Annotated in this window: 20 protein-coding genes and 1 tRNA gene; 15 read left to right on the top strand and 6 right to left on the bottom strand. The window is 65.4% G+C overall.

The genetic code is table 11. The features are described from left to right. Positions 1-8: 8 nt before the first annotated feature. The gene (locus A3E77_RS17875; RefSeq protein ID WP_366652648.1) at positions 9-491 is read left to right on the top strand and encodes a DUF6456 domain-containing protein; all 483 of its coding nucleotides are present in this window, start codon (positions 9-11) and stop codon (positions 489-491) included. A 3-nt stretch (positions 492-494) separates the two neighbouring features. On the opposite strand, the gene A3E77_RS17870 is transcribed toward A3E77_RS17875, so the two are convergent. Next, on the bottom strand, positions 495-992 hold the full coding sequence (locus tag A3E77_RS17870; RefSeq protein WP_293648508.1) for a DUF2569 family protein: 498 nt from the start codon (positions 990-992) through the stop codon (positions 495-497). A 62-nt stretch (positions 993-1,054) separates the two neighbouring features. Further along, positions 1,055-2,830 carry an ABC-F family ATP-binding cassette domain-containing protein gene (locus A3E77_RS17865; RefSeq protein ID WP_293648505.1) on the bottom strand — a complete coding sequence of 592 codons (1,776 nt, stop codon included), beginning with the start codon at positions 2,828-2,830 and terminating at the stop codon, positions 1,055-1,057. Positions 2,831-2,964: 134 nt separating this feature from the next. On the opposite strand from A3E77_RS17865, the gene A3E77_RS17860 reads away from it, so the two are divergent. Next, the gene (locus A3E77_RS17860; RefSeq protein WP_293648502.1) at positions 2,965-3,711 is read left to right on the top strand and encodes an SIMPL domain-containing protein; all 747 of its coding nucleotides are present in this window, start codon (positions 2,965-2,967) and stop codon (positions 3,709-3,711) included. 197 nt (positions 3,712-3,908) lie between these two features. Here the strand turns inward: A3E77_RS17860 and A3E77_RS17855 are convergent, their stop codons facing one another. Then, positions 3,909-4,589 carry a prolyl hydroxylase family protein gene (locus tag A3E77_RS17855; protein ID WP_293648499.1) on the bottom strand — a complete coding sequence of 227 codons (681 nt, stop codon included), beginning with the start codon at positions 4,587-4,589 and terminating at the stop codon, positions 3,909-3,911. A 114-nt stretch (positions 4,590-4,703) separates the two neighbouring features. Here A3E77_RS17855 and A3E77_RS17850 point away from each other — a divergent pair. From A3E77_RS17850 to A3E77_RS17790, 13 genes are all read left to right on the top strand, one after another. After that, a tRNA-His gene (locus A3E77_RS17850) sits at positions 4,704-4,780 on the top strand. Between the two features lie 116 nt (positions 4,781-4,896). Then, the gene (locus A3E77_RS17845; protein WP_293648496.1) at positions 4,897-5,949 is read left to right on the top strand and encodes a Glu/Leu/Phe/Val family dehydrogenase; all 1,053 of its coding nucleotides are present in this window, start codon (positions 4,897-4,899) and stop codon (positions 5,947-5,949) included. Positions 5,950-5,996: 47 nt separating this feature from the next. After that, positions 5,997-6,350, top strand: a complete 354-nt coding sequence (locus A3E77_RS17840; protein ID WP_293648493.1) for a YbaN family protein — start codon at positions 5,997-5,999, stop codon at positions 6,348-6,350. A 222-nt stretch (positions 6,351-6,572) separates the two neighbouring features. Next, positions 6,573-7,307: a heme ABC transporter permease CcmC gene (ccmC, locus tag A3E77_RS17835; protein WP_293648491.1), complete on the top strand. Its 735-nt coding sequence runs from the start codon at positions 6,573-6,575 to the stop codon at positions 7,305-7,307. Positions 7,308-7,310: 3 nt separating this feature from the next. Further along, a complete protein-coding gene (locus A3E77_RS17830; protein WP_293648489.1) occupies positions 7,311-7,466 on the top strand; it encodes a hypothetical protein in 156 nt (51 codons plus the stop codon). Then, positions 7,463-7,897 (top strand): cytochrome c maturation protein CcmE, encoded by a 435-nt coding sequence (gene ccmE, locus A3E77_RS17825; RefSeq protein WP_293648487.1) that lies wholly within the window; start codon positions 7,463-7,465, stop codon positions 7,895-7,897. Before A3E77_RS17830 ends, ccmE begins: the two co-directional genes overlap by 4 nt. A 106-nt stretch (positions 7,898-8,003) precedes the next feature. After that, on the top strand, positions 8,004-9,974 hold the full coding sequence (locus A3E77_RS17820) for a heme lyase CcmF/NrfE family subunit (RefSeq protein ID WP_293648485.1): 1,971 nt from the start codon (positions 8,004-8,006) through the stop codon (positions 9,972-9,974). After that, complete coding sequence (locus tag A3E77_RS17815; protein ID WP_293648482.1) at positions 9,971-10,501, top strand: DsbE family thiol:disulfide interchange protein; 531 nt, start codon at positions 9,971-9,973, stop codon at positions 10,499-10,501. Before A3E77_RS17820 ends, A3E77_RS17815 begins: the two co-directional genes overlap by 4 nt. 47 nt (positions 10,502-10,548) lie before the next feature. Continuing rightward, entirely contained in the window at positions 10,549-10,935 is a 387-nt protein-coding gene (locus A3E77_RS17810) for a cytochrome c-type biogenesis protein (RefSeq protein ID WP_293648479.1), read from the top strand. After that, on the top strand, positions 10,932-11,585 hold the full coding sequence (locus A3E77_RS17805; RefSeq protein WP_293648476.1) for a tetratricopeptide repeat protein: 654 nt from the start codon (positions 10,932-10,934) through the stop codon (positions 11,583-11,585). The genes A3E77_RS17810 and A3E77_RS17805 overlap by 4 nt, the downstream gene beginning before the upstream one ends. Before the next feature lie 44 nt (positions 11,586-11,629). Continuing rightward, positions 11,630-13,591 (top strand): potassium transporter Kup, encoded by a 1,962-nt coding sequence (locus tag A3E77_RS17800; protein ID WP_293648473.1) that lies wholly within the window; start codon positions 11,630-11,632, stop codon positions 13,589-13,591. Positions 13,592-13,696: 105 nt separating this feature from the next. Beyond that, on the top strand, positions 13,697-14,527 hold the full coding sequence (locus A3E77_RS17795) for a hypothetical protein (protein WP_293648470.1): 831 nt from the start codon (positions 13,697-13,699) through the stop codon (positions 14,525-14,527). Then, a complete protein-coding gene (locus tag A3E77_RS17790; protein WP_293648467.1) occupies positions 14,527-15,003 on the top strand; it encodes an AHH domain-containing protein in 477 nt (158 codons plus the stop codon). The genes A3E77_RS17795 and A3E77_RS17790 overlap by 1 nt, the downstream gene beginning before the upstream one ends. Positions 15,004-15,068: 65 nt before the next feature. On the opposite strand, the gene rsmA is transcribed toward A3E77_RS17790, so the two are convergent. Genes rsmA through A3E77_RS17775 form a run of 3 tightly spaced genes read right to left on the bottom strand, consistent with a single transcriptional unit; the run spans position 15,069 to position 18,264 of the window. Next, complete coding sequence (gene rsmA / locus A3E77_RS17785; protein ID WP_293648657.1) at positions 15,069-15,884, bottom strand: 16S rRNA (adenine(1518)-N(6)/adenine(1519)-N(6))-dimethyltransferase RsmA; 816 nt, start codon at positions 15,882-15,884, stop codon at positions 15,069-15,071. A gap of 20 nt (positions 15,885-15,904) precedes the next feature. After that, complete coding sequence (gene pdxA, locus A3E77_RS17780) at positions 15,905-16,924, bottom strand: 4-hydroxythreonine-4-phosphate dehydrogenase PdxA (RefSeq protein WP_293648464.1); 1,020 nt, start codon at positions 16,922-16,924, stop codon at positions 15,905-15,907. Beyond that, positions 16,924-18,264 (bottom strand): peptidylprolyl isomerase, encoded by a 1,341-nt coding sequence (locus tag A3E77_RS17775; protein ID WP_293648461.1) that lies wholly within the window; start codon positions 18,262-18,264, stop codon positions 16,924-16,926. The genes pdxA and A3E77_RS17775 overlap by 1 nt, the downstream gene beginning before the upstream one ends. Between the last annotated feature and the right edge of the window lie 234 nt (positions 18,265-18,498).

Genomic DNA, 18,498 nt, shown 5'->3' with positions numbered 1-18,498 from the left:
AGAATCGCATGACCGCACGCCGCCTTGAAACCCGTATCCATCCCGACGACCGCGTCGACCCCGGCAAGACGGGGCCGCAGGTGATGCGGCATGTGACGGTGAATGTCGGCGAAAGCCCGATCGCCTGGCTGGCGTCGCGTGGGATGCTGACAGCCGCGCAATTGGCCGCTGGCGAGCGGCTGCGCGGCGATTATGAGCGTGCCGGATTGTCGGCGCGGGTGACGATGCGCTGGGATGCGTCGCCGCCGGGCAAAAGTCGCGGCGGGGCGCGCGCGTCCGACGCATCGCTGGCGCGGATTGACGCGCACCGGCGTTTTCACGCCGCGCTCGATGCGGCGGGGCCGGGGCTGGCCGATATCTGCTGGCGGGTGATTTGCGCGGGGGAAGGGATCGGCGGCGCGGAGAAAGGGCTGGGGTGGCCGGCGCGGTCGGGGAAGCTGGTGCTGGGGTTGGCGCTGGATCGGCTGGTGCGGTTTTATGGGACGGGGTGATTGTTAGCCGAAGATGTGCTGCGTTTCGTCGTTATCCTTGATGTAGGTATTCGCGACGCGCTTCGATTTCATAAGATAGGCTGTCCAGATCGTCGCCGAAATGCTCGATTTGGCGGCCGACCATAGAGCTTCAGAAACTATGGCGCCAACAAACTCAGGAAAAAGGATCGATCCAACCAAAGCATCAATCAGCGTCGGGATAGAGGCAAGGCACCAGAGGCCAATGAGGACGATCCGGACCGATGACCAGCGATGAACCGCCAGCAGCCGATAGGCGAGAAAGATCGACCCGGCAGCTGATGCTGCGACCAGCGCCCAACTGAATTGAATATAGATAGATGCGTTGGGGCCAAGCACCTGACCCATGATGGCCGTTTCACGTATGTTCGCGATTGTCTGGAACAACATTCGCGCCGGTGAGAGGATACCGAGGACGAACACAAGAAAGCCCAGCCATCCCCCGACGCCCTGCAATTCAGATCGGTCTGTATCGTCACTCATGTCGTTCCCCCTTGGTTACGACATGTTCGAATTACTTCTGTCTGCCAAGCGCAATCCAAGACTTAGCCAAGCGATTCGATCTCTTCTGCCAGTTCCAGCCAGCGATCTTCCGCCGCCGACTTTTCTTCGCGCAGCTTTTCCAGCTTGCCCGTCAGCGCGGTGAATTTTGCATGATCGCGCGTGAACAAAGCGCCGTCCGACAGCTCGGTTTCCGCCGCAGCCATCTCCGCCTCGATCTCCTCGATCCGGACGGGTAGCAGGTCGTAGTCGCGCTGGTCCTTGTAGCTGAGTTTCTTGCGTGCGGTGGGCGGGGGCGCTGGTGCGGCGGCGGATGCCTTGGCTTTGACGCTATTCGGCTTGACCCGCTTGGCCTCCCAATCGGCATAGCCGCCCGCGACGATATCGACCTTGCCCGATCCGTCGAGGCCGAGCGTGACGGTGACGGTGCGGTCGAGAAAGTCGCGGTCGTGGCTGACGAGCAGCACGGTGCCGGCGTAATCGGCGATGACTTCCTGCAAGAGGTCGAGCGTTTCGAGGTCGAGGTCGTTGGTCGGCTCGTCGAGGACGAGCAGGTTCGATTCGCGGGCAAATTCGCGCGCGAGGAGGAGGCGCGAACGCTCGCCGCCCGACAGCGCGCCGACGCTGGCCTCCATCACGCCGGGATCGAACAGAAATTCCTTGAGATAACCCTGGATATGTTTTTTGACGCCGCGCACTTCGACCCAGTCGCCGCCGTCGGCAAGCACGTCGCGGACGGTCTTGTCGGGTGACATCAGGCTGCGCTGCTGGTCGATGATGATGCCGTCGAGCGTCGGGGCAAGGGTGATGCTGCCTGCGTCGGGCTGGATTTCACCGGTGAGGAGCTTGAGCAGGGTCGACTTGCCCGCGCCATTGGCGCCGACGATCCCGATGCGGTCGCCGCGCTGGACGCGGAAATCGAAATTCCTGATGATCGTGCGGTCACCGAAGCTCTTGCTGACACCCTCGGCCACGATCACCGATTTCGAGCGGACGTCGTCGTTGGCGAGGCCGAGCTTGGCGACGCCGGGGCCGCCGATCATCGCGGCGCGGGTGGCGCGCATTTCCTTCAGTTTCTCAAGGCGTCCCTGGTTGCGTTTGCGGCGCGCGGTGACGCCGCGTTCGAGCCAGTGCGCCTCGAGCCGCAGTTTGGAATCGAGGCGCTGCGCGGCGCGCGCTTCCTCGGCGGCGACCGCGTCGCTCCATTCCTCGAAGCCGCCGAAACCGATGTCCTTGCGGCGGATGCTGCCGCGATCGAGCCACAAAGTCTGGCGCGTCAGGCGGGTGAGGAACGTCCGGTCATGGCTGATCGCGACGAAGGCGCCGGTGTAGCGTGCGAGCCAGGATTCGAGCCAGTCGATCGCGGCGAGGTCGAGATGGTTGGTCGGTTCGTCGAGCAGCAACACGTCGGGGTTCTGCGCGAGCGCGCGGGCGAGAGCTGCGCGACGGCGTTCGCCGCCCGAGGCGCTGGCGGCAGTGCGCGTCATGTCGATGCCGAGCTGGTCGGCGATCGCGGCGACCTCATGGGCCTCTGGCGCGTTGGGCGCGGAGACGGCGAAATCCATCAGCGTCGCGAAGGGACGGAAATCAGGTTCCTGTTCGAGCATCACGACATGCGTGCCCGGCACGATGACGCGCTTGCCCTTGTCGGCGTCGATCTGGCCCGCGAGCAGTTTGAGCAAGGTCGTCTTTCCGGCGCCGTTGCGGCCGATCAGCGCCAGCCGGTCGCGGGGCCCGACATAGATGTCGAGATCCTGGAACAGCCAGCCGCTGCCCTGCACAAGGCCGAGGCCTTCATAAGATAAGATCGGTGCTGCCATGATGAACGGCGCGCTACCGTGCCGTTCAGCATCATGCAAGCGCGCTGCGCACAAAGGCCGGAACGGGTCTGCTCCGTCTGCGTTACGGGGCGGAGATCAGAAACGGCCGGAACCCCGGTTCACAGGAGAATGAAATGACGAAGCAATTGTTCGCCGTTATGGCAAGCGGACTGGCGCTGATGGCGGCAACGCCTGCGTTTGCCCAGCAGGGAGGTTCGACGGTGACGGCAGCAACGACGCAGGGTCCGATCCTGAGCTTCAGCGTCAGCGAGGAAGTGCGCTCGCGCCCCGACCAGGCGACCGTTGGCGCTGGCGTGACGACCACCGCACCGACCGCGGTCGAGGCGATGCGTGCCAATGCCGCCGCAATGGACAAGCTGATTGCCGCCGCGAAAGCCCGCGGCATCAAGGCCGAGGACATCCAGACGAGCGGTATCAACCTGTCGCCGCAATATGATTATAACAATCAGACCCCCGGACAGCCGCCGCGCTTCCTGGGCTATCAGGTCAGCAACACGGTGCGCGCAACGACGGGCAAGATCGAGGATATCGGGCCGCTGCTCGACGCGCTGGTTGCCGCAGGCGGCACCAATATCGACGGCCCGTCGTTCGGCATGAAGGACCCCGACGCGCAGCTGGTCGGCGCGCGCGGCACGGCGATCAAGGCGGCGGAAGCCAAGGCGCAGGATTATGCGCGACTGGCGGGCTTCCGCGGCGTCGAGCTGGTTTCGATCAGCGAAGGCAGCTTTGGCGGGCCGCAGCCGCCGATGCCGATGGTGCGTTTGCAGGCGATGGATGCCGCGGGCAAGGCAACGCCGGTCGAGCCGGGGCGCGTTTCCAATACGCTGACGCTGAATTTCCAGTATCGGCTGGTGCGGTGATAGGCTCCTCCCCCTTGATGGGGGAGGCAGCGAGACTTGCCAGCTTGCTGGCTTAGTCGCAGCGATGGGGGTGCGGTTTCGTTCTCAAGCCAGGGTTTAACGACGCAGCATCACCCTCATCCCACTTCGCCTAACCGCTTTGCGGCAAGGCTGCGTATCCTTCCCCCATCAAGGGGGAAGGGAACGGATATTGCGGGCTACGCCAGCTCCCCCTCCGCCCACGGCCACGGCCGTTCGCGGAACCATTTGGTGATGATATATTTGCGGCCCTTGCGCACCTTCATCCCGTGGTGAAGCGTGTCGGGGTTTGCGGTGCCGTCGAGATGGACATTGTTCCACGCGAGCAGCTTGCCCGTTTCGGGCTGGTGCATCTTGCCGGTGGCGAGGAAGCGCGTCGCGCCGCCCGCCGCTGGTTCGTTGAGATAGATCATCAGCGTCCAGCTGCGCTGGCCGGGAATGGCGCAATAGGTTTCCCAGTCGCTGCCGTGCGGGTCGAAATAGTCGGTGTGCGCCTTGAATTCCTGCCCGACGTCGTAACGCTGGCCCTGCATCGGTTCGCCAAAGGCCAGCGGGATGCCGGTGAGGTCGTGGAGCCGATTGTTGACCGCAATCACCAAGGGATCGCGGTGATCGAGGTCGCAGGTCGTACTGGTGCGAAACGCCTCGTCCCCGTTCGGATCGGCGATCGTCGACGGCCGCACGTCGCGGTCGATCTGCGCGATCAGTGCGGCGCAGGTTTCGGCATCGAGGAAGCCGGACAGCATGAATTGTTGCAGCTTCGGCGTCGGCGCGCGGCGGATGCCGGGGACGGCGGCGAGCCGAGCGGCGGTGCGGTCGGCGCCCGAGGTCGCCATGTCGACAAGATCATTCGCAGCCATGGCGCGCGTTTTAGCAGGGAAGCGCGTGCGAACAATGCTTGACGAGCGGGGGGATGCGCGCCTATTCGCCGCGCGCTGTCGAGGGCGCTTCATGCGCCGCTCGTCGCTTATGTGGCGACCATAGCTCAGTTGGTTAGAGCGCCGGTTTGTGGTACCGGAGGTCGCGGGTTCGAGCCCCGTTGGTCGCCCCATTTTCCCCTAATCATCGCGCGGCGACGCTTTTCGGGTGACTCGATGCGCCCGTTGCATTATTGCGCCATCACGTAATTTTCTTGTGCGCCAAAAATTCGTGTGGAGGGATGAGCCAATGTCCGCAGTCTGGGATTTCGCCGATTTCGACGATCATGAGCATGTCCACATGTTCCGCGATCGTGCCAGCGGGCTGACGGCGGTTATCGCCGTCCATTCGACCCACCTCGGGCCGGGCGCGGGCGGTGTGCGCTATTGGCATTATCCGCAGCGCGCGGCGGCGATCACCGATGCGCTGCGCCTGTCGCGCGGCATGAGCTATAAAAATGCGATGGCGGGGCTGCCGATGGGCGGCGGCAAGGGCGTGATCCTGGCCGACGAGGGCGCCGCGAAGACCCCCGAACTGCTCGCGGCGTTCGGCCGCGCGGTCGAGTCGCTGGGCGGCGCCTATGTGACCGCCGAGGACGTCGGGATCACCGACGCCGACATGGTCGAAATCGCCAAGCAGACGAAGCATGTCAGCGGACTGCCGGTGGCGAGCGGCGCCGATGCCGGCGGCGACCCGGGTCCGTTCACCGCGCTGGGCGTGTATCTGGGTATCAAGGCCGCGATTCGCGAAGGGCTGAACACCGACAGCGCCAAGGATGTCCGCATTGCGATTCAGGGTGTCGGCAGCGTCGGCGGCGGTGTCGCGCGGCGGCTGGCGGCGGAAGGGGCGAAGCTGACGCTGGCCGACGTCAATTTGGCGCGGGCGAAGGCGCTGGCCGAAGAACTCGGCGCCGAACTCGCCGATTCGGCGGCGATCATGGAGGTCGAGGCCGACGTGCTGAGCCCCAATGCGCTGGGCGCCATCCTGACCGAGGCGAGCATCGCGAAGCTGCGCGTCCCGATTATCGCGGGCGGAGCCAACAACCAGCTGGCGACCGCGCTCGACGGGCAACGCGTGCATGACCGCGGGATCGTCTATGCCCCGGACTATGTGATCAATGCGGGCGGCATCATCAATGTCGCGCTGGAATATCTGGGGCAGGGGAGCCGCGAGGAAGTCGAAAGCCGCATCCACCTGATCCCCGGCCGACTTGCCGAGATCTGGGCGGAGAGCAAGGCGAGCGGCGCACCCGCATCGTCGGTTGCCGACCGGATGGCGCAAAAGCTGATCGGTCGCGGCTGATTGTCGAGGGCTGGCGCGGGATCGGATTTCCGCTAAGCCAGCCGTCGATGAAACGGCATTTCTATCTGATCGCGGGCTGGGCGGCGCTGGGCCTGGGTGCGATTGGCGCTTTCCTGCCGCTGTTGCCGACCGTGCCGTTCGTGATCCTGGCCGCCTTTTGCTTTGCGCGCTCCTCGCCGCAGCTTGAGGCCTGGTTGCTCACCCATCCGCATTTCGGGCACCATATCGCTGCGTGGCGCGAAAAGGGGGCGATCAGCCGCAAGGGCAAGATGGCCGCTACCGCGGCATTCGCGGTCAGCATCGTCCTGGCCGCAATCCTCTCGCCCTGGCCGTGGGTGATGTTGCCCGTGATTGCGGCTGCGGTGACGGGAAGCTGGATATGGACGCGGCCGGAGGGTTGAGTTCGCGCAAGGCGATTTCGCTTCCTTCGTCATCCCGGACTTGATCCGGGATCCATGGCCGCCGCCGAAGTCGTGGTCCCCGGATCAAGTCCGGGGTGACGAGGAGGTTGCAACCCGACGCTTGACCTCAAGCGTCGGGCACGTGACATGGGGTCCGCCGGGTCGCGCCGGGCAAATTGCTGGACCCTCCAGTCCGGCTCGCCTAAGGACGACGCGAAACCGATGCACGCCTATGCCAATCCGACCCGTTTTCTGGCGATCGCCAAGCCGCTGACGCCGTGGTTGCTCGGCGCCGGGCTGTTGCTCGTGCTCGCGGGCGCTTGGGCCGGGCTGACGATGGTGCCGGGCGATTACAAGCAGGGCGAAACCGCGCGGATTCTGTACGTTCACGTTCCGTCGGCCTGGCTCGGCATGGGCGGCTGGACGTCGCTCGCGGTCGCGGGGCTGGTCCAGCTGGTGTGGCGCCATCCGTTGTCGGGCATCGCGGCGCGCGCCATCGCGGTGCCGGGAATGCTGTTCACTGCGCTGTGCCTTGCGACCGGGTCGATCTGGGGCCGCCCGACCTGGGGCACATGGTGGGAATGGGACGGGCGGATGACCTCGATGCTGGTCCTGCTGTTTCTCTATGCGGGCTTTATCGCGCTCACCACCGGCGACGACAGCCAGCGACAAGGCGGTTCGCTGTCGCGCGGCGCGGCGATCTATGCGCTGGTCGGCGCGATCAACATCCCGATCATCAACCGCAGCGTCGTGTGGTGGAACAGCCTGCACCAAGGGCCGAGCATCACGCTGCGCGGTTCGAGCATCGACGGCGCCCTGTTGTGGCCGCTGGGCTTGACCGTGCTGGGTTTTTCGCTGTTGTTCGGTGCCATCGTGCTGATGCGGATGCGGCGAATTATTGCCGATAACCGCGTGGCGGCGCGATTGCGGCGGTTGGCCGACGACGAAGGGATATAGAGCGTGACGGGGGTGATCAGCGGGGGCGGTCAATGGGCTTTTGTCGCCGCGGCCTATGGGCTGACGGTGGTGCTGACCGGGATTGTCCTGTGGACCAGCTGGCGCGCGATGACCAAGGCCGAAAAGCGCAGCGATGCTCTGCGAAGGGATCGCAAGTGAAAGCCAAGCACCAAAGATTGATTCTGGCCCTGGTCGCGCTGACCGGCGTGGCAGGCGCCGGCGTGCTCGCGGCGAGCGCGCTGCGCGACGAGGCCGCCTATTTCCGCACCCCGGTCGAAATCAAGGGTGGCAAGGCCGAGGTCGGCGAAGCGATGCGGCTGGGCGGCATGGTCGCAAAGGGTAGCATCGAACGGCAGGCCGATGGCCTGACGATCCGCTTCGTCGCGACCGATGGAAAAGCGTCGGTCCCGGTCGAGTATAAGGGCATCGTACCCGACCTGTTCGGCGAAGAGAGCGGCATGGTGGCCGACGGCCGGATGCGCGCCGACGGGACGTTCGTTGCCGACCGCATCCTGGCGAAGCATGACGAACGCTATATGCCGCCGCAGATGGGCGATATGCCGAAAAATATGAAGGCGCCGACGGCGTGAGCCATATCCTTTGCATCGTCATCCCGACGAAGGTCGGGATCTCAGCGGCGCGTATGGGCGCCGAGGGCGAGACCCCGGCCTTCGCCGGGGTGACGGAGGTCGGGTTGTGATCGCCGAACTCGGCCTTGCCCTGCTGTGGATCGCGGCGGCGCTGGCGTGCCTGTCGCTGATCGCCGGGGCGCTGTATCTGCGCGGCGGACAAAAGGATATGGCGGCGCTGGTCCGCCCGGCGAGCGTGGCACAGGGGGTGCTGACGACGGCCGCCTTCGGTCTGCTGATCGCGCTGTTCGTGCGGTCCGACATGTCGGTCGAACTGGTGGCGCGCAACAGCAACAGCCTGAAGCCCATGATCTTCAAGATTGCGGGAACATGGGGCAACCACGAAGGGTCGATGCTGCTGTGGCTGATGATCCTGTCGCTGTCAGGCGCGCTGATCGCGATATTCGAGCGGCGGCTGCGCGAAGATACGCTGGTGGCGACGCTTGCCGCGCAAGCGGCGCTGAGCCTTGGCTTCTTTGCCTTCCTGCTTTTTTCGTCCAATCCCTTCAATCGCCTGGCGGTCGCGCCGCCTGACGGGCAGGGGCTCAATCCGCTGCTCCAGGACATCGGGCTGGCCTTCCATCCGCCGACACTTTACGTCGGTTATGTCGGGCTGTCGGTCGCGTTCAGCTTTGCGGTCGGCGCGCTGATTACGCGCGAAATCGGCCCGGCGTTCGCGCGCGCCATGCGCCCGTGGGTGCTCGGCAGCTGGATATTCCTGACGCTCGGCATCACGGCGGGCAGCTATTGGGCCTATTATGAGCTCGGCTGGGGCGGCTGGTGGTTCTGGGACCCGGTCGAGAATGTGTCGCTGATCCCCTGGCTGGCGGGCGCGGCACTGTTGCACTCGGTTGCGGTGACCGCGACCCGCAATGCCCTGCGCGCTTGGACGGTCATGCTCGCGGTCATCGGTTTTTCGATGTCGATGGTCGGCACGTTCATCGTCCGATCGGGCCTGCTGACCAGCGTGCACAGCTTTGCGGTCGATCCCGAGCGCGGAACCTTCCTGCTGGCGTTGATGGCAATTTATATCGGCGGCGCGTTGACACTGTTCGCGCTGCGCGCCGGAAGCGTCGCCGAGGGCAAGAAATTTGCCTTGCTCAGCCGCGAAGGCTCGCTGGTGATCAATAATTTGCTGCTGACGACGATCCTCGCGCTCGTTCTCCTCGGCACGCTCTATCCGATCGTCGCCGAGGCGATGGGAGAGAAGATTTCGGTCGGCCCGCCCTATTACAACCGCGTTGCCGGACCGCTCGCGCTGATCTTGTGCCTCGTGATGGTTGCGGGGCCGCTGCTCAGCTGGCGCAAGGATGACGGAAAGCGGCTTTGGTCGCGGCTGCCGCTGGCGATCTTGGCCGGGGCGGCGGTGTTGTTCGCGCTGATCCTGTTCGGCGGGACCGTCGGGATATTGCCCCTGCTTGGCATGACCGTGGCGGGCGTCGTCGCGGTTGCAAGCCTTGCGCCGCTGTGGGGCCGCAATCTGCGCCGCACGCCGCTGCCGACATGGGGCATGGTGATCGCGCATTTCGGTGTCGCCGTGTGTCTGGCCGGCATGGGCGCGGAAAGCGCCTTCATCAAGGAACGGCTGGTCGCCGCGGCGCCGGGCGATGTGGTAAAGGTGGGCGATTTTTCGGTGCGGTTCGTCGGCGTCAAACCCGTCGCCGGACCGAATTATACGGCGATCGAAGGCACGCTGGTCGCGACGACGTCGTCGGGCGGCAGCTTTGTCATGCGCCCCGAAGCGCGGACCTTTCCCGGCTTGCTGGGCACCGCGCCGACCGAAACGAACGAAGCGGCGCTGCTGACGCGGCCGGGCGGGCAGCTTTACGCCGTGCTGGGGCAGCCGGTGGCGGGCGACGATGGCCGGGCCGACCGTTACCAGATCCGCCTGTGGTGGAAGCCGCTGGTGTGGTGGATATGGCTCGGCGGCGGACTGATCGCGCTGGGCGCATCGCTGTCGCTGCTCGGCCGCGCGCAGTTGGTGGGCATCTGGCGTGCGCGGCGTCACCGGAAAGCACAGGAGCGTTTTGCGCCATGACCAATCGCTGGGTCCTTTTTGTGCCGCTGGCGATCATGGGATTGCTGTTCGGTGCCTTCGTTTATCGGCTGGTGACACCCGCTGAGACGTTGATCCAGTCGCAATGGATCGACAAGCCGATGCCGCTGTTCGACTTGCCGCCCGCGACCGCGGGCGTCGAAGGGCTGAAGAGCAGCCAGCTTGCCGACGGCCGCCCGCGGCTGGTCAATGTCTTCGCAAGCTGGTGCATCCCGTGCCGCGCCGAGGCGCCGCAGCTCGAGGCGTTGAAGGCGGCAGGGGTGCCGATCGACGGCATCGCGATCCGCGACCGGCCCGAAGACGTCGCGATGTTCCTGCGCGAATATGGCAACCCGTTCGACCGCATCGGGTCGGACATGCAGAGCAGCGTCCAGATCGCGCTGGGGTCGTCGGGGGTTCCCGAAACCTTCCTGATCGACGGCAAGGGCATCATCCGCGAGCAAATCCAGGGCGTGATCCTGGCCGACCAGGTGCCCGAAATCGTGGCGAAGCTGGAGGCGATGAAGTGAGGGGCGCGTTTGCTCTTTTGCTTGTCCTCGTCTCATTCGGTCTCGGCTTGCCGACGGCCGCGCAGGACCGGCTGCCGCCTGCGCCCTACGCCTACGAGCAGCTGCGCGATCCGGCGAAGGAGGCGCGCGCGAAGGCGTTGATGGAGGAATTGCGCTGTCTGGTCTGTCAGGGCCAGTCGATTGCCGACAGCGACGCGCCGCTGGCGGGGGACATGCGGCACGAGGTGCGCAGCAAGATTGCCGCGGGCGAGAGCCCGGACGAAATCAAGACCTGGCTCGTTGCGCGCTATGGCAATTGGGTCAGCTATGACCCGCCTTTCGATGCCGCGACCGCCTTTCTGTGGCTTGGCCCCTTGTTGTTCCTGGCGCTGGGCGGATGGCTGGCTTTCGGCCGGTTCCGCCGTAGCGAAGGCGACGGGGAGGAGGCGGCATGATCTGGCTGTGGATCATGCTGGTCGCCGTGGCGGTCATCGGGGGCATTTTCTGGATCGGCAAACTGCCCGCCGCGTCGCGGCCGCTGGCGGCGGCGGCGGTCATGCTCGGGCTCGCCGGCTATGCCCTGCAGGGCAGCCCGTCCTTGCCGGGCAAGCCGGTGGCGGCGCCCGAAGAGCCGGAAGGGTTCGGCGATGCGATCACCGACCAGCGGCAGGGCATGGCGGAACGATTTGGCCCAGCGGCGCAGTGGCTTGGCATGTCCGACGGCTTTGCGCGCACCGGCAAGACCGAACTGGCGGCGCAGACGCTGGAAAAAGGGCTGGAGAAATATCCCGATAATGTCGACCTGTGGGTCGGCCTTGGCAACGCGCTTGCCGCGCATGGCGGCGGGGTCATGTCGCCGGCGGCGGCGCTGGCGTTCGACGAGGCGGCGAGGCGCGATCCGTCGCATCCTGCGCCGCCCTTTTTCGCCGGATTGGCGCTGGCGCAGGGCGGTGACCTGAAAGGGGCGGAGGCGGTGTGGAGCCAGCTTCTGGCGCGGAGCCCCGCCGACGCGCCGTGGCGCCCCGATCTGGAGATGCGGTTGGCGCAATTGCACCAGGCGCTCGGCACGCCGCCGCCGCCATCCGACGCGCCGGGTGGGTCTTGATTTGAAAGCTATTCCAACAGCGCGGGCTCGTCTAAAGGCGCGCGATGACTGCTGAGTCGCACCAAGGGGCAAGCGGCGCCGAAAGCGCCGCACCGGCCGCCGCCGATACGGTCCATCCGGGCCATGGACATCATGGCGATGGCAAGCTGAAGCTTGCCGTCGGGGCGATTGGCGTGGTGTTCGGTGACATCGGCACCAGCCCGCTTTACGCGTTTCGCGAGACATTCGCCGGGCATCATCCGATCGAGGTCGACCGGCTGCACATCTATGGTGTGCTGAGCCTCGTCTTCTGGTCGATGATGCTGGTCGTCACGTTCAAATATGTTCTGACGATCATGCGGGCCGACAACAAGGGCGAAGGCGGCAGCCTGGCGCTGCTCGCGCTGATCAGTCGTTCGTCGGGCGAAAAACGCTGGACGTGGCCGATTATCCTGCTCGGCGTGTTCGCCACCGCGCTCTTTTATGGCGACAGCATGATCACCCCAGCGATGTCGGTGCTTTCGGCGACCGAGGGGCTCAGTTACGTAAACAAGGGGTTTGAACCCTATATCGTGCCGATCGCGCTCGCGATCCTGATTGCGCTATTCGCGATCCAGTCGCGCGGGACGGCGAAAGTCGGGATGTTGTTCGGCCCGATCATGCTCGCCTATTTCACCATGCTGGCGATCCTCGGCCTTATCCATATCGTCGATCATCCGTGGATCATCGTCGAAACGCTGAACCCGGTGAATGCGCTGCGTTTCTTCTATGTCGACGGGTTTACGGCGTTCATCGCGCTGGGCGCGGTGGTGTTGGCGGTGACGGGCGCCGAGGCGCTTTACGCCGACATGGGCCATTTCGGCCGCGGGCCGATCGGGCTGAGCTGGCTGACCTTCGTACTGCCCGCGCTGATGCTGAACTATATGGGCCAGGGAGCCATGGTGCTCGATGCGGAACGCGGGCCGCGCGGCGACCTGATCGCCGATCCCTTTTTCCAGATGATGCCCGACGCCTGGCAGGTGCCCGTCGTCATCCTTGCGATACTTGCGACGATCATCGCGAGCCAGGCGGTGATTTCGGGTGCCTTCTCGCTGACCCAGCAGGCGATCCAGCTGGGCTTCATGCCGCGCCTGCGCGTGGAACACACCAGCGCGTCGGCGGCGGGGCAGATCTATATCCCGATGGTCAATTGGGGGCTGATGGTGATGGTGATCATCCTCGTCCTCTTCTTTGGATCGTCGAGCAACCTCGCCGCAGCCTATGGCATTGCGGTGACGGGGGCGATGTTCATCGATACCTGCTTGCTCAGTGTCGTGCTTTTCACATTGTGGAAATGGCCGGCATGGAAGGCGTTGCCGGTTCTCGCGGTCTTTTTCATCGTCGACATCGCCTATTTCGGTGCGAATCTGATCAAGGTGCCCGACGGCGGCTGGGTGCCGCTGGCGATCGGCCTGATCATCTTCACCTTGCTCACCACCTGGTCACGCGGACGCAAGCTGATGCAGCAGGAAATGGCCGAGGGCGCGATGCCGATCCCGGTTTTCGTCAAATCGGCGGCGAACAGCGCGACGCGCGTGCCGGGCACCGCGGTATTCATGACGTCGAGCAGCGACGGTGTGCCGCACGCGCTGCTCCACAACCTCAAACACAACAAGGTGCTGCACGCGCGGATCATCCTGCTGACGATCAAGATCGCCGACGTGCCGTTCGTGCAGGAGGAGAAATTCTGCCTGCTGGAGGATCTGGGGCAGGGCTTCCATCGGCTCGTGCTCAATTACGGCTTCATGCAGCCGATCGACGTGCCCGAGGCGCTGACCCGCGTCACGAGTTGCGGCGGAGAGTTCAAGATGCTGGAAACCAGCTTTTTCCTGTCGCGCCAGACGCTGATCGCCGCGAGCAAGCCGGGGATGCCGATCTGGCGCGAAAAGCTGTTCGCGTGGATGCTGCGCAATTCGGAAAGCGCGATGGAATATTTCCGTCTGCCCACAAACCGCGTCGTGGAACTGGGGAGCCAGGTTGCGATCTGACGCCGGCCTTCGCAAGGTTAACTTCGCGACATGTGCCAATAAGCGTTTGAACATTGCGGACAGTCTTGCGATGCAAGGACGAACCCACAAAGGCCGTGCAACGCGATGGACGACGGCGACCAAGATACACTGATCCTTCCGGTCCCGCCGGAGCCCTTCGCGCTGATCGTCGGCGCGGCGATGCAGGGCCAGTCCGACGCGGAACTCGAAACCTCGCTTCGCCATATGGGGTTGCAGCCCGAGCCGGTGCGCGCGCCCGGCCCGGACGCGGCGGCGCGGATCGCGGCCCCCTGTTTTCGCCTGACGTTCGGGTCGATATCGGTGCTCGCCGGTCCGGCCGCCGATCCGGCGCTAGCCATGGCGGACCCCGAACACCCATCGACCAGCCTGCTCGCCGCCAGCTTGCCGACCGGATGGCGCGATCGCGGCGCATGCTGGGTTTTCGTGCCCGAAACGGCGGCGAAGGACGCGTCGATCGAACCGCCCATTCATATGCGCGAATTTTTCAAGCTGATGGTGCTGTTGATCGACCTGTTCGACGCCAGCCATATGTTCTGGTCTCCGGCCCGGCTCTGGTCTGACGCGCCCCAGTTCCGCGCGTCGATCGCCGAAATGCTGGCGAGCGGGATGCCCCCGGTGCTCCACCTCGTCGCATTTCGGCGTCAGGAAACGGGGTCGGGTGCGAGCATGGGAACGCGAGGGCTGGCAATTTTTTCGGGGCAGGAACTGGAAGCGCGAATACCGGGCGGCTGGACGGTCGCCGAAATGGTCCGTCGGCTTTCGCGGCTTGCGCTCGACATCATGCTCAACGGCCCGATCCGCTCCGCCCGGACGATGCGCGGGCTGGAGGCGGGCGAATGGATGGACCTGTTGCCGCGCCCTTCGGACGGCAGAATGCGATCGACGGTGGTTGTCGAATTCGGGCGCGACGGTTGATGCCGTCGCGCGGCTGGCAGGGCGCCCCGCCGCCGCGAACCGGGTTCCAGCGTCATCACCTGATCCCCGCCGCCCTTTTGCAGCGGCCCCAGATGGCAGCGATGTTCGAGCAGTTACACGCCGAGGGGTTCGCGCTTCAGCATTTCGGGCGTAACGGGCTCATGCTTCCGGCCTGCGAGCCCTTGGCGCTGCGGTGGGGACACGCGCTGCATCGCGGCCCGCACCAAGGCTATAGCGATGTCGTCACGGCGCGGGTGGAGAGCATCAGGGCGCATTTCGTGCTTCATGCGCCGGTGGATTTGCCCAAGGCGCGGCGCACCGCCGTCATGCGCCTGCGCCTGTTGCAGGACACGACGCGGCGCGCGCTGACCGACCGCCACGGTGGGAGCTTTTGGCTAAACCGCCGCGATCCGATGCGGTTGTTCCACGATCGCCCCTATCTGGACGACACGATCGACAAACTTTTCGGTGTCTAGAGGCTGCGGTCGGTTTTCGGCCGATGGCCGATGTTCCGGCCGTCGCAAAGCGGACGCAATGTCCGTCAGCGACCGAGGTGCCGCGCGAGTTCGATCCATTCGGCGACGCTGACCGTTTCGGCGCGGCGGGTCGGGTCGATCCCGATGGCCTCGGCGCCATCGACCGCGCCTTCGACGCCCTTCAGGCTTTGCCGCAGCATCTTGCGACGCTGGCCGAAACCCTTTTCGGTCAGTTTGGACAAAAGCTTCGGATCGACGCCGTCGGGCTGGCTTGCGGGCGTCACATGGACGATCGCCGACATCACCTTGGGCGGCGGGGTGAAAGCCGAACGATGGACTTTCATCGCGATCCTGGCGGTCGACCGCCACTGTGCAAGCACCGCCAGGCGGCCATAGGCCCCGGTGCCGACCGGCGCGACGATGCGTTCGGCGACCTCGAGCTGAAACATCAGGGTCAGCGACAGCCAGCGCGGCGGCCAGGCCGCAGGCTCCAGCCAGCGCGTGAACAGCGCGGTGCCGACGTTGTAGGGCAGGTTCGCGACGATATGATAAGGTTCGCCGCCGGTGACGGCATCGACATCGACCGCCATCGCGTCGTCGGCGATAACGGTCAGCTGCCCCGGAAAAGCGTCGCCCAGTTCGGCCAGCAGCGGCAGGCAGCGGTCGTCGCGCTCGACCGCGATGACCTTGGCACCCGCACGGAGCAGCGCGCGCGTCAAGCCGCCAGGGCCGGGGCCAACCTCGAACACCGTTACCCCGCCCAGATCGCCGGGCAAAGCTGCGATGCGGTCGAGCAATTGTTCGTCGAACAGGAAGTTCTGGCCCAGCGCCTTGCTCGCCGACAGGCCGTGCGTACGCACCGTCTCCCGCAGCGGGGGCAGCGGAGCCTTGGGTTCGACCCTCACTTGGCAGGCGCGCAGTTGCGCTCGCGCGCCAGCGCCATCCGCGCGGCCATCGCGATCGCCGCGATCGTCGGGCCGGGGTCGGCGGCGCCAGTGCCCGCGATATTGAACGCCGTGCCATGGTCGGGCGAGGTGCGGATGATCGGCAGCCCGAGCGTCAGGTTCACGCCGTCGTGGAAATGCAGGGCTTTGAACGGCGCCAGCGCCTGATCGTGATAGGCGCAGAGCAGCGCATCATATCGTTCGCGGATAGCTGGCGCGAACAAGCCGTCGGCGGCAAGCGGCCCGTCGACCACCAGCCCTTCGTCGGCGAGCTGCGCCACGGCAGGGGCCATGATGCGGTCTTCCTCGCTGCCCAGCTGGCCGTTTTCACCAGCGTGCGGGTTGAGCCCTGCGAGCGCGATGCGCGGTGCGTCGATCCCGAAATCGCGTCGCAGGCCGCGCGCCACGATGCGCGCCTTGGCGACGATCAATTCGCTCGTCAGCCGTTCGGGCACCTCGGCCAGCGGGATATGCACGGTCAGCGGGACAACGCGCAGGCCGGGCCCAGCGAGCATCATCACCGCATTGGTCGCGGTCACGCCGCATCGTTCGGCGATAAATTCGGTCTGGCCGGGATGCGTATAGCCGATACCGTGCAGCGCATATTTCGACACCGATCCGGTCACCAACGCCGAACTCGCCTGGTTGCGGGTCAGGCCGATCCCGGTTTCGAGCGTGTGGAGCGCACAGGTCGCACCGGCCGGGGTCGGCTGGCCGGGGGTCAGCGGGCCGCTATCCTCCAGATGCCAGACGGGCAGGGCGTCGCCGAAGGCCCGCACCACCTCATCCATGTCGGTGACGCGCGCGACGGGGCCGTCCCAAACGGCGGAAATTGCGGCAGCATCGCCGATGGCGACGAAGGGGGGCAGGCTGTTTTCGCGGCGCGCGGCCCACGCGCGGGCCGTGACCTCTGGACCGACGCCCGCCGGGTCACCCATGGTGACCGCGATCGGGCGTCGATTATCATATTCCGACATCAGCTGTATTCGATCACGGCATCCCGGCGCAGGTCGCGCAGATAGCGCTGGGCCCGCTTGTTGACCTTGTCTTCCAGCAGCTTCTGTTCGATCTGCTCGAGATTCGGGGCCGTCGCGGTTTGCGGCATGTCGCGGCCGCACAGGACGAGGACGCTGACGCCCTCGTTCGCGGCGCCGAAAGGCTGCGTCGTCTGGCCGATCTGGAGATTGGCAAGCGTGGCCTGGAGCGGGGCGGGCAGTGCCCGCATTTCGATATTGTCGCGTGACACGACGGTGGCGCCCAGGCTCTGCGCCACCGCGTCGGCGGCGCCGCAACCGGCAATGGCGCGGGTCTTTTCGGCAAAATCGCCGGCGAGTTCGGATGCCTTCGCCTGTGACGTGCCCGCCGGAAATTCGAGCGAAAGCTGTTTCAGGCTGAGGATCGCATCGCGCGGATCTGCGGTCAGCACCTGACGGCGGTCGATCATCAGCATGATCGAGATGCCGCCGGGCACCTCGACCGGACCGACAAGCTGGCCCGGCTGCATCTGCATCGCGGCATCGCCCATCGAAGCGGGCAGCTGGCCGGCCTTTACCCAGCCAAGGTCGCCGCCGACTACCGCCGTCGACGCCTCCGAAAACTGGCGTGCATAGGCTGCAAAGCTGCCGCCCGCCTGCAACGCCTGCATGATCTTCTTGGCATTTTCGCTGACCGCCGCGATATTTTCGGGGGTGGCGGACAGATAGATTTCGCCAAGGTGGAATTCATCCTGCCCCTTGGAATCGGTCAGCTGCTTGACCACGATCTCGACCTCTTCAGGGGAGACGTTGGTCGTCGATTGGATGTTGCGCGACAACAGGCGGTCCCACGCGAATTCGCCGCGGATCTGCTGCTTCACGGCCGCCGCCGACGAGCCGCGGGAGGCCAGATAGGCCGAAAACTGGTCGGGCGTCTGCTTGAACCGCGTCGCGAGCCGCGCAAACTGGTCGTTCACGACATTCTCGTCGATCGTGATTTCGGCCGCCTTGGCTTCCTGAATCTGCAATTTTTCGTCGATCAGGTTGCTGAACACCTGGTTGCGCAGCCGCTGGACTTCCTCCGGCGGCAGTTCGACATTGTTGTTCGCGATGCGGATCAGCGCCATGCGCTGCTCGATATCGGTCGCGGTGATAATCTCTCCGTTCACCGACGCGGACGGGCGGTAGACGTTCGGCTTTGCGTCGCCGAAAAGCTGCACATTGCCGGGGATGTTCAGGCTGGTCGTCGGCACTTCGCTGTCAGCGACAGTCTGGGCCAGCACAGGCGTAACGCCGACGGCAGCCAAGGCTATCAGGCCGGTCATGGTCGAAAATTTGGTCATCTTTACCCTATTCGAGAAAGTCCGGACGCTCCGTATCAGCGGACACGCCTCATGGTCCAGCGCAATCCGCCACGGACGCCATTTGATGCCCGACCATATACGCCGGACGCTGAACCTAGGCTGAGCGAAGCGGCGAGGGCGGGCTGGGCCTTAAGATGGCGAAACATCCGCATGGGCGCGTCAAAAATGCCTCCGGTGTCGCTTAGCGCCGAGAGGCACGAAAGGCCGGCGGCC

The sequence above is a fragment of the Sphingopyxis sp. RIFCSPHIGHO2_12_FULL_65_19 genome (assembly GCF_001830555.1).
Lineage (GTDB): Bacteria > Pseudomonadota > Alphaproteobacteria > Sphingomonadales > Sphingomonadaceae > Sphingopyxis.
This window is presented reverse-complemented; position numbering and strand designations above follow the sequence as displayed.

Bases quoted from the DNA above. Each gene is read 5' to 3' on its own strand.
- A3E77_RS17800 (WP_293648473.1), top strand. From the start codon at position 11,630: ATGACTGCTGAGTCGCACCAAGGGGCAAGCGGCGCCGAAAGCGCCGCA.
- A3E77_RS17790 (WP_293648467.1), top strand. From the start codon at position 14,527: ATGCCGTCGCGCGGCTGGCAGGGCGCCCCGCCGCCGCGAACCGGGTTC.
- A3E77_RS17855 (WP_293648499.1), bottom strand. From the start codon at position 4,589: ATGGCTGCGAATGATCTTGTCGACATGGCGACCTCGGGCGCCGACCGC.
- A3E77_RS17815 (WP_293648482.1), top strand. From the start codon at position 9,971: ATGACCAATCGCTGGGTCCTTTTTGTGCCGCTGGCGATCATGGGATTG.
- ccmC (WP_293648491.1), top strand. From the start codon at position 6,573: ATGCACGCCTATGCCAATCCGACCCGTTTTCTGGCGATCGCCAAGCCG.
- A3E77_RS17865 (WP_293648505.1), bottom strand. From the start codon at position 2,830: ATGGCAGCACCGATCTTATCTTATGAAGGCCTCGGCCTTGTGCAGGGC.
- A3E77_RS17775 (WP_293648461.1), bottom strand. From the start codon at position 18,264: ATGACCAAATTTTCGACCATGACCGGCCTGATAGCCTTGGCTGCCGTC.
- pdxA (WP_293648464.1), bottom strand. From the start codon at position 16,924: ATGTCGGAATATGATAATCGACGCCCGATCGCGGTCACCATGGGTGAC.
- A3E77_RS17840 (WP_293648493.1), top strand. From the start codon at position 5,997: ATGAAACGGCATTTCTATCTGATCGCGGGCTGGGCGGCGCTGGGCCTG.
- A3E77_RS17870 (WP_293648508.1), bottom strand. From the start codon at position 992: ATGAGTGACGATACAGACCGATCTGAATTGCAGGGCGTCGGGGGATGG.
- A3E77_RS17845 (WP_293648496.1), top strand. From the start codon at position 4,897: ATGTCCGCAGTCTGGGATTTCGCCGATTTCGACGATCATGAGCATGTC.
- A3E77_RS17805 (WP_293648476.1), top strand. From the start codon at position 10,932: ATGATCTGGCTGTGGATCATGCTGGTCGCCGTGGCGGTCATCGGGGGC.
- A3E77_RS17860 (WP_293648502.1), top strand. From the start codon at position 2,965: ATGACGAAGCAATTGTTCGCCGTTATGGCAAGCGGACTGGCGCTGATG.
- A3E77_RS17875 (WP_366652648.1), top strand. From the start codon at position 9: ATGACCGCACGCCGCCTTGAAACCCGTATCCATCCCGACGACCGCGTC.
- A3E77_RS17795 (WP_293648470.1), top strand. From the start codon at position 13,697: ATGGACGACGGCGACCAAGATACACTGATCCTTCCGGTCCCGCCGGAG.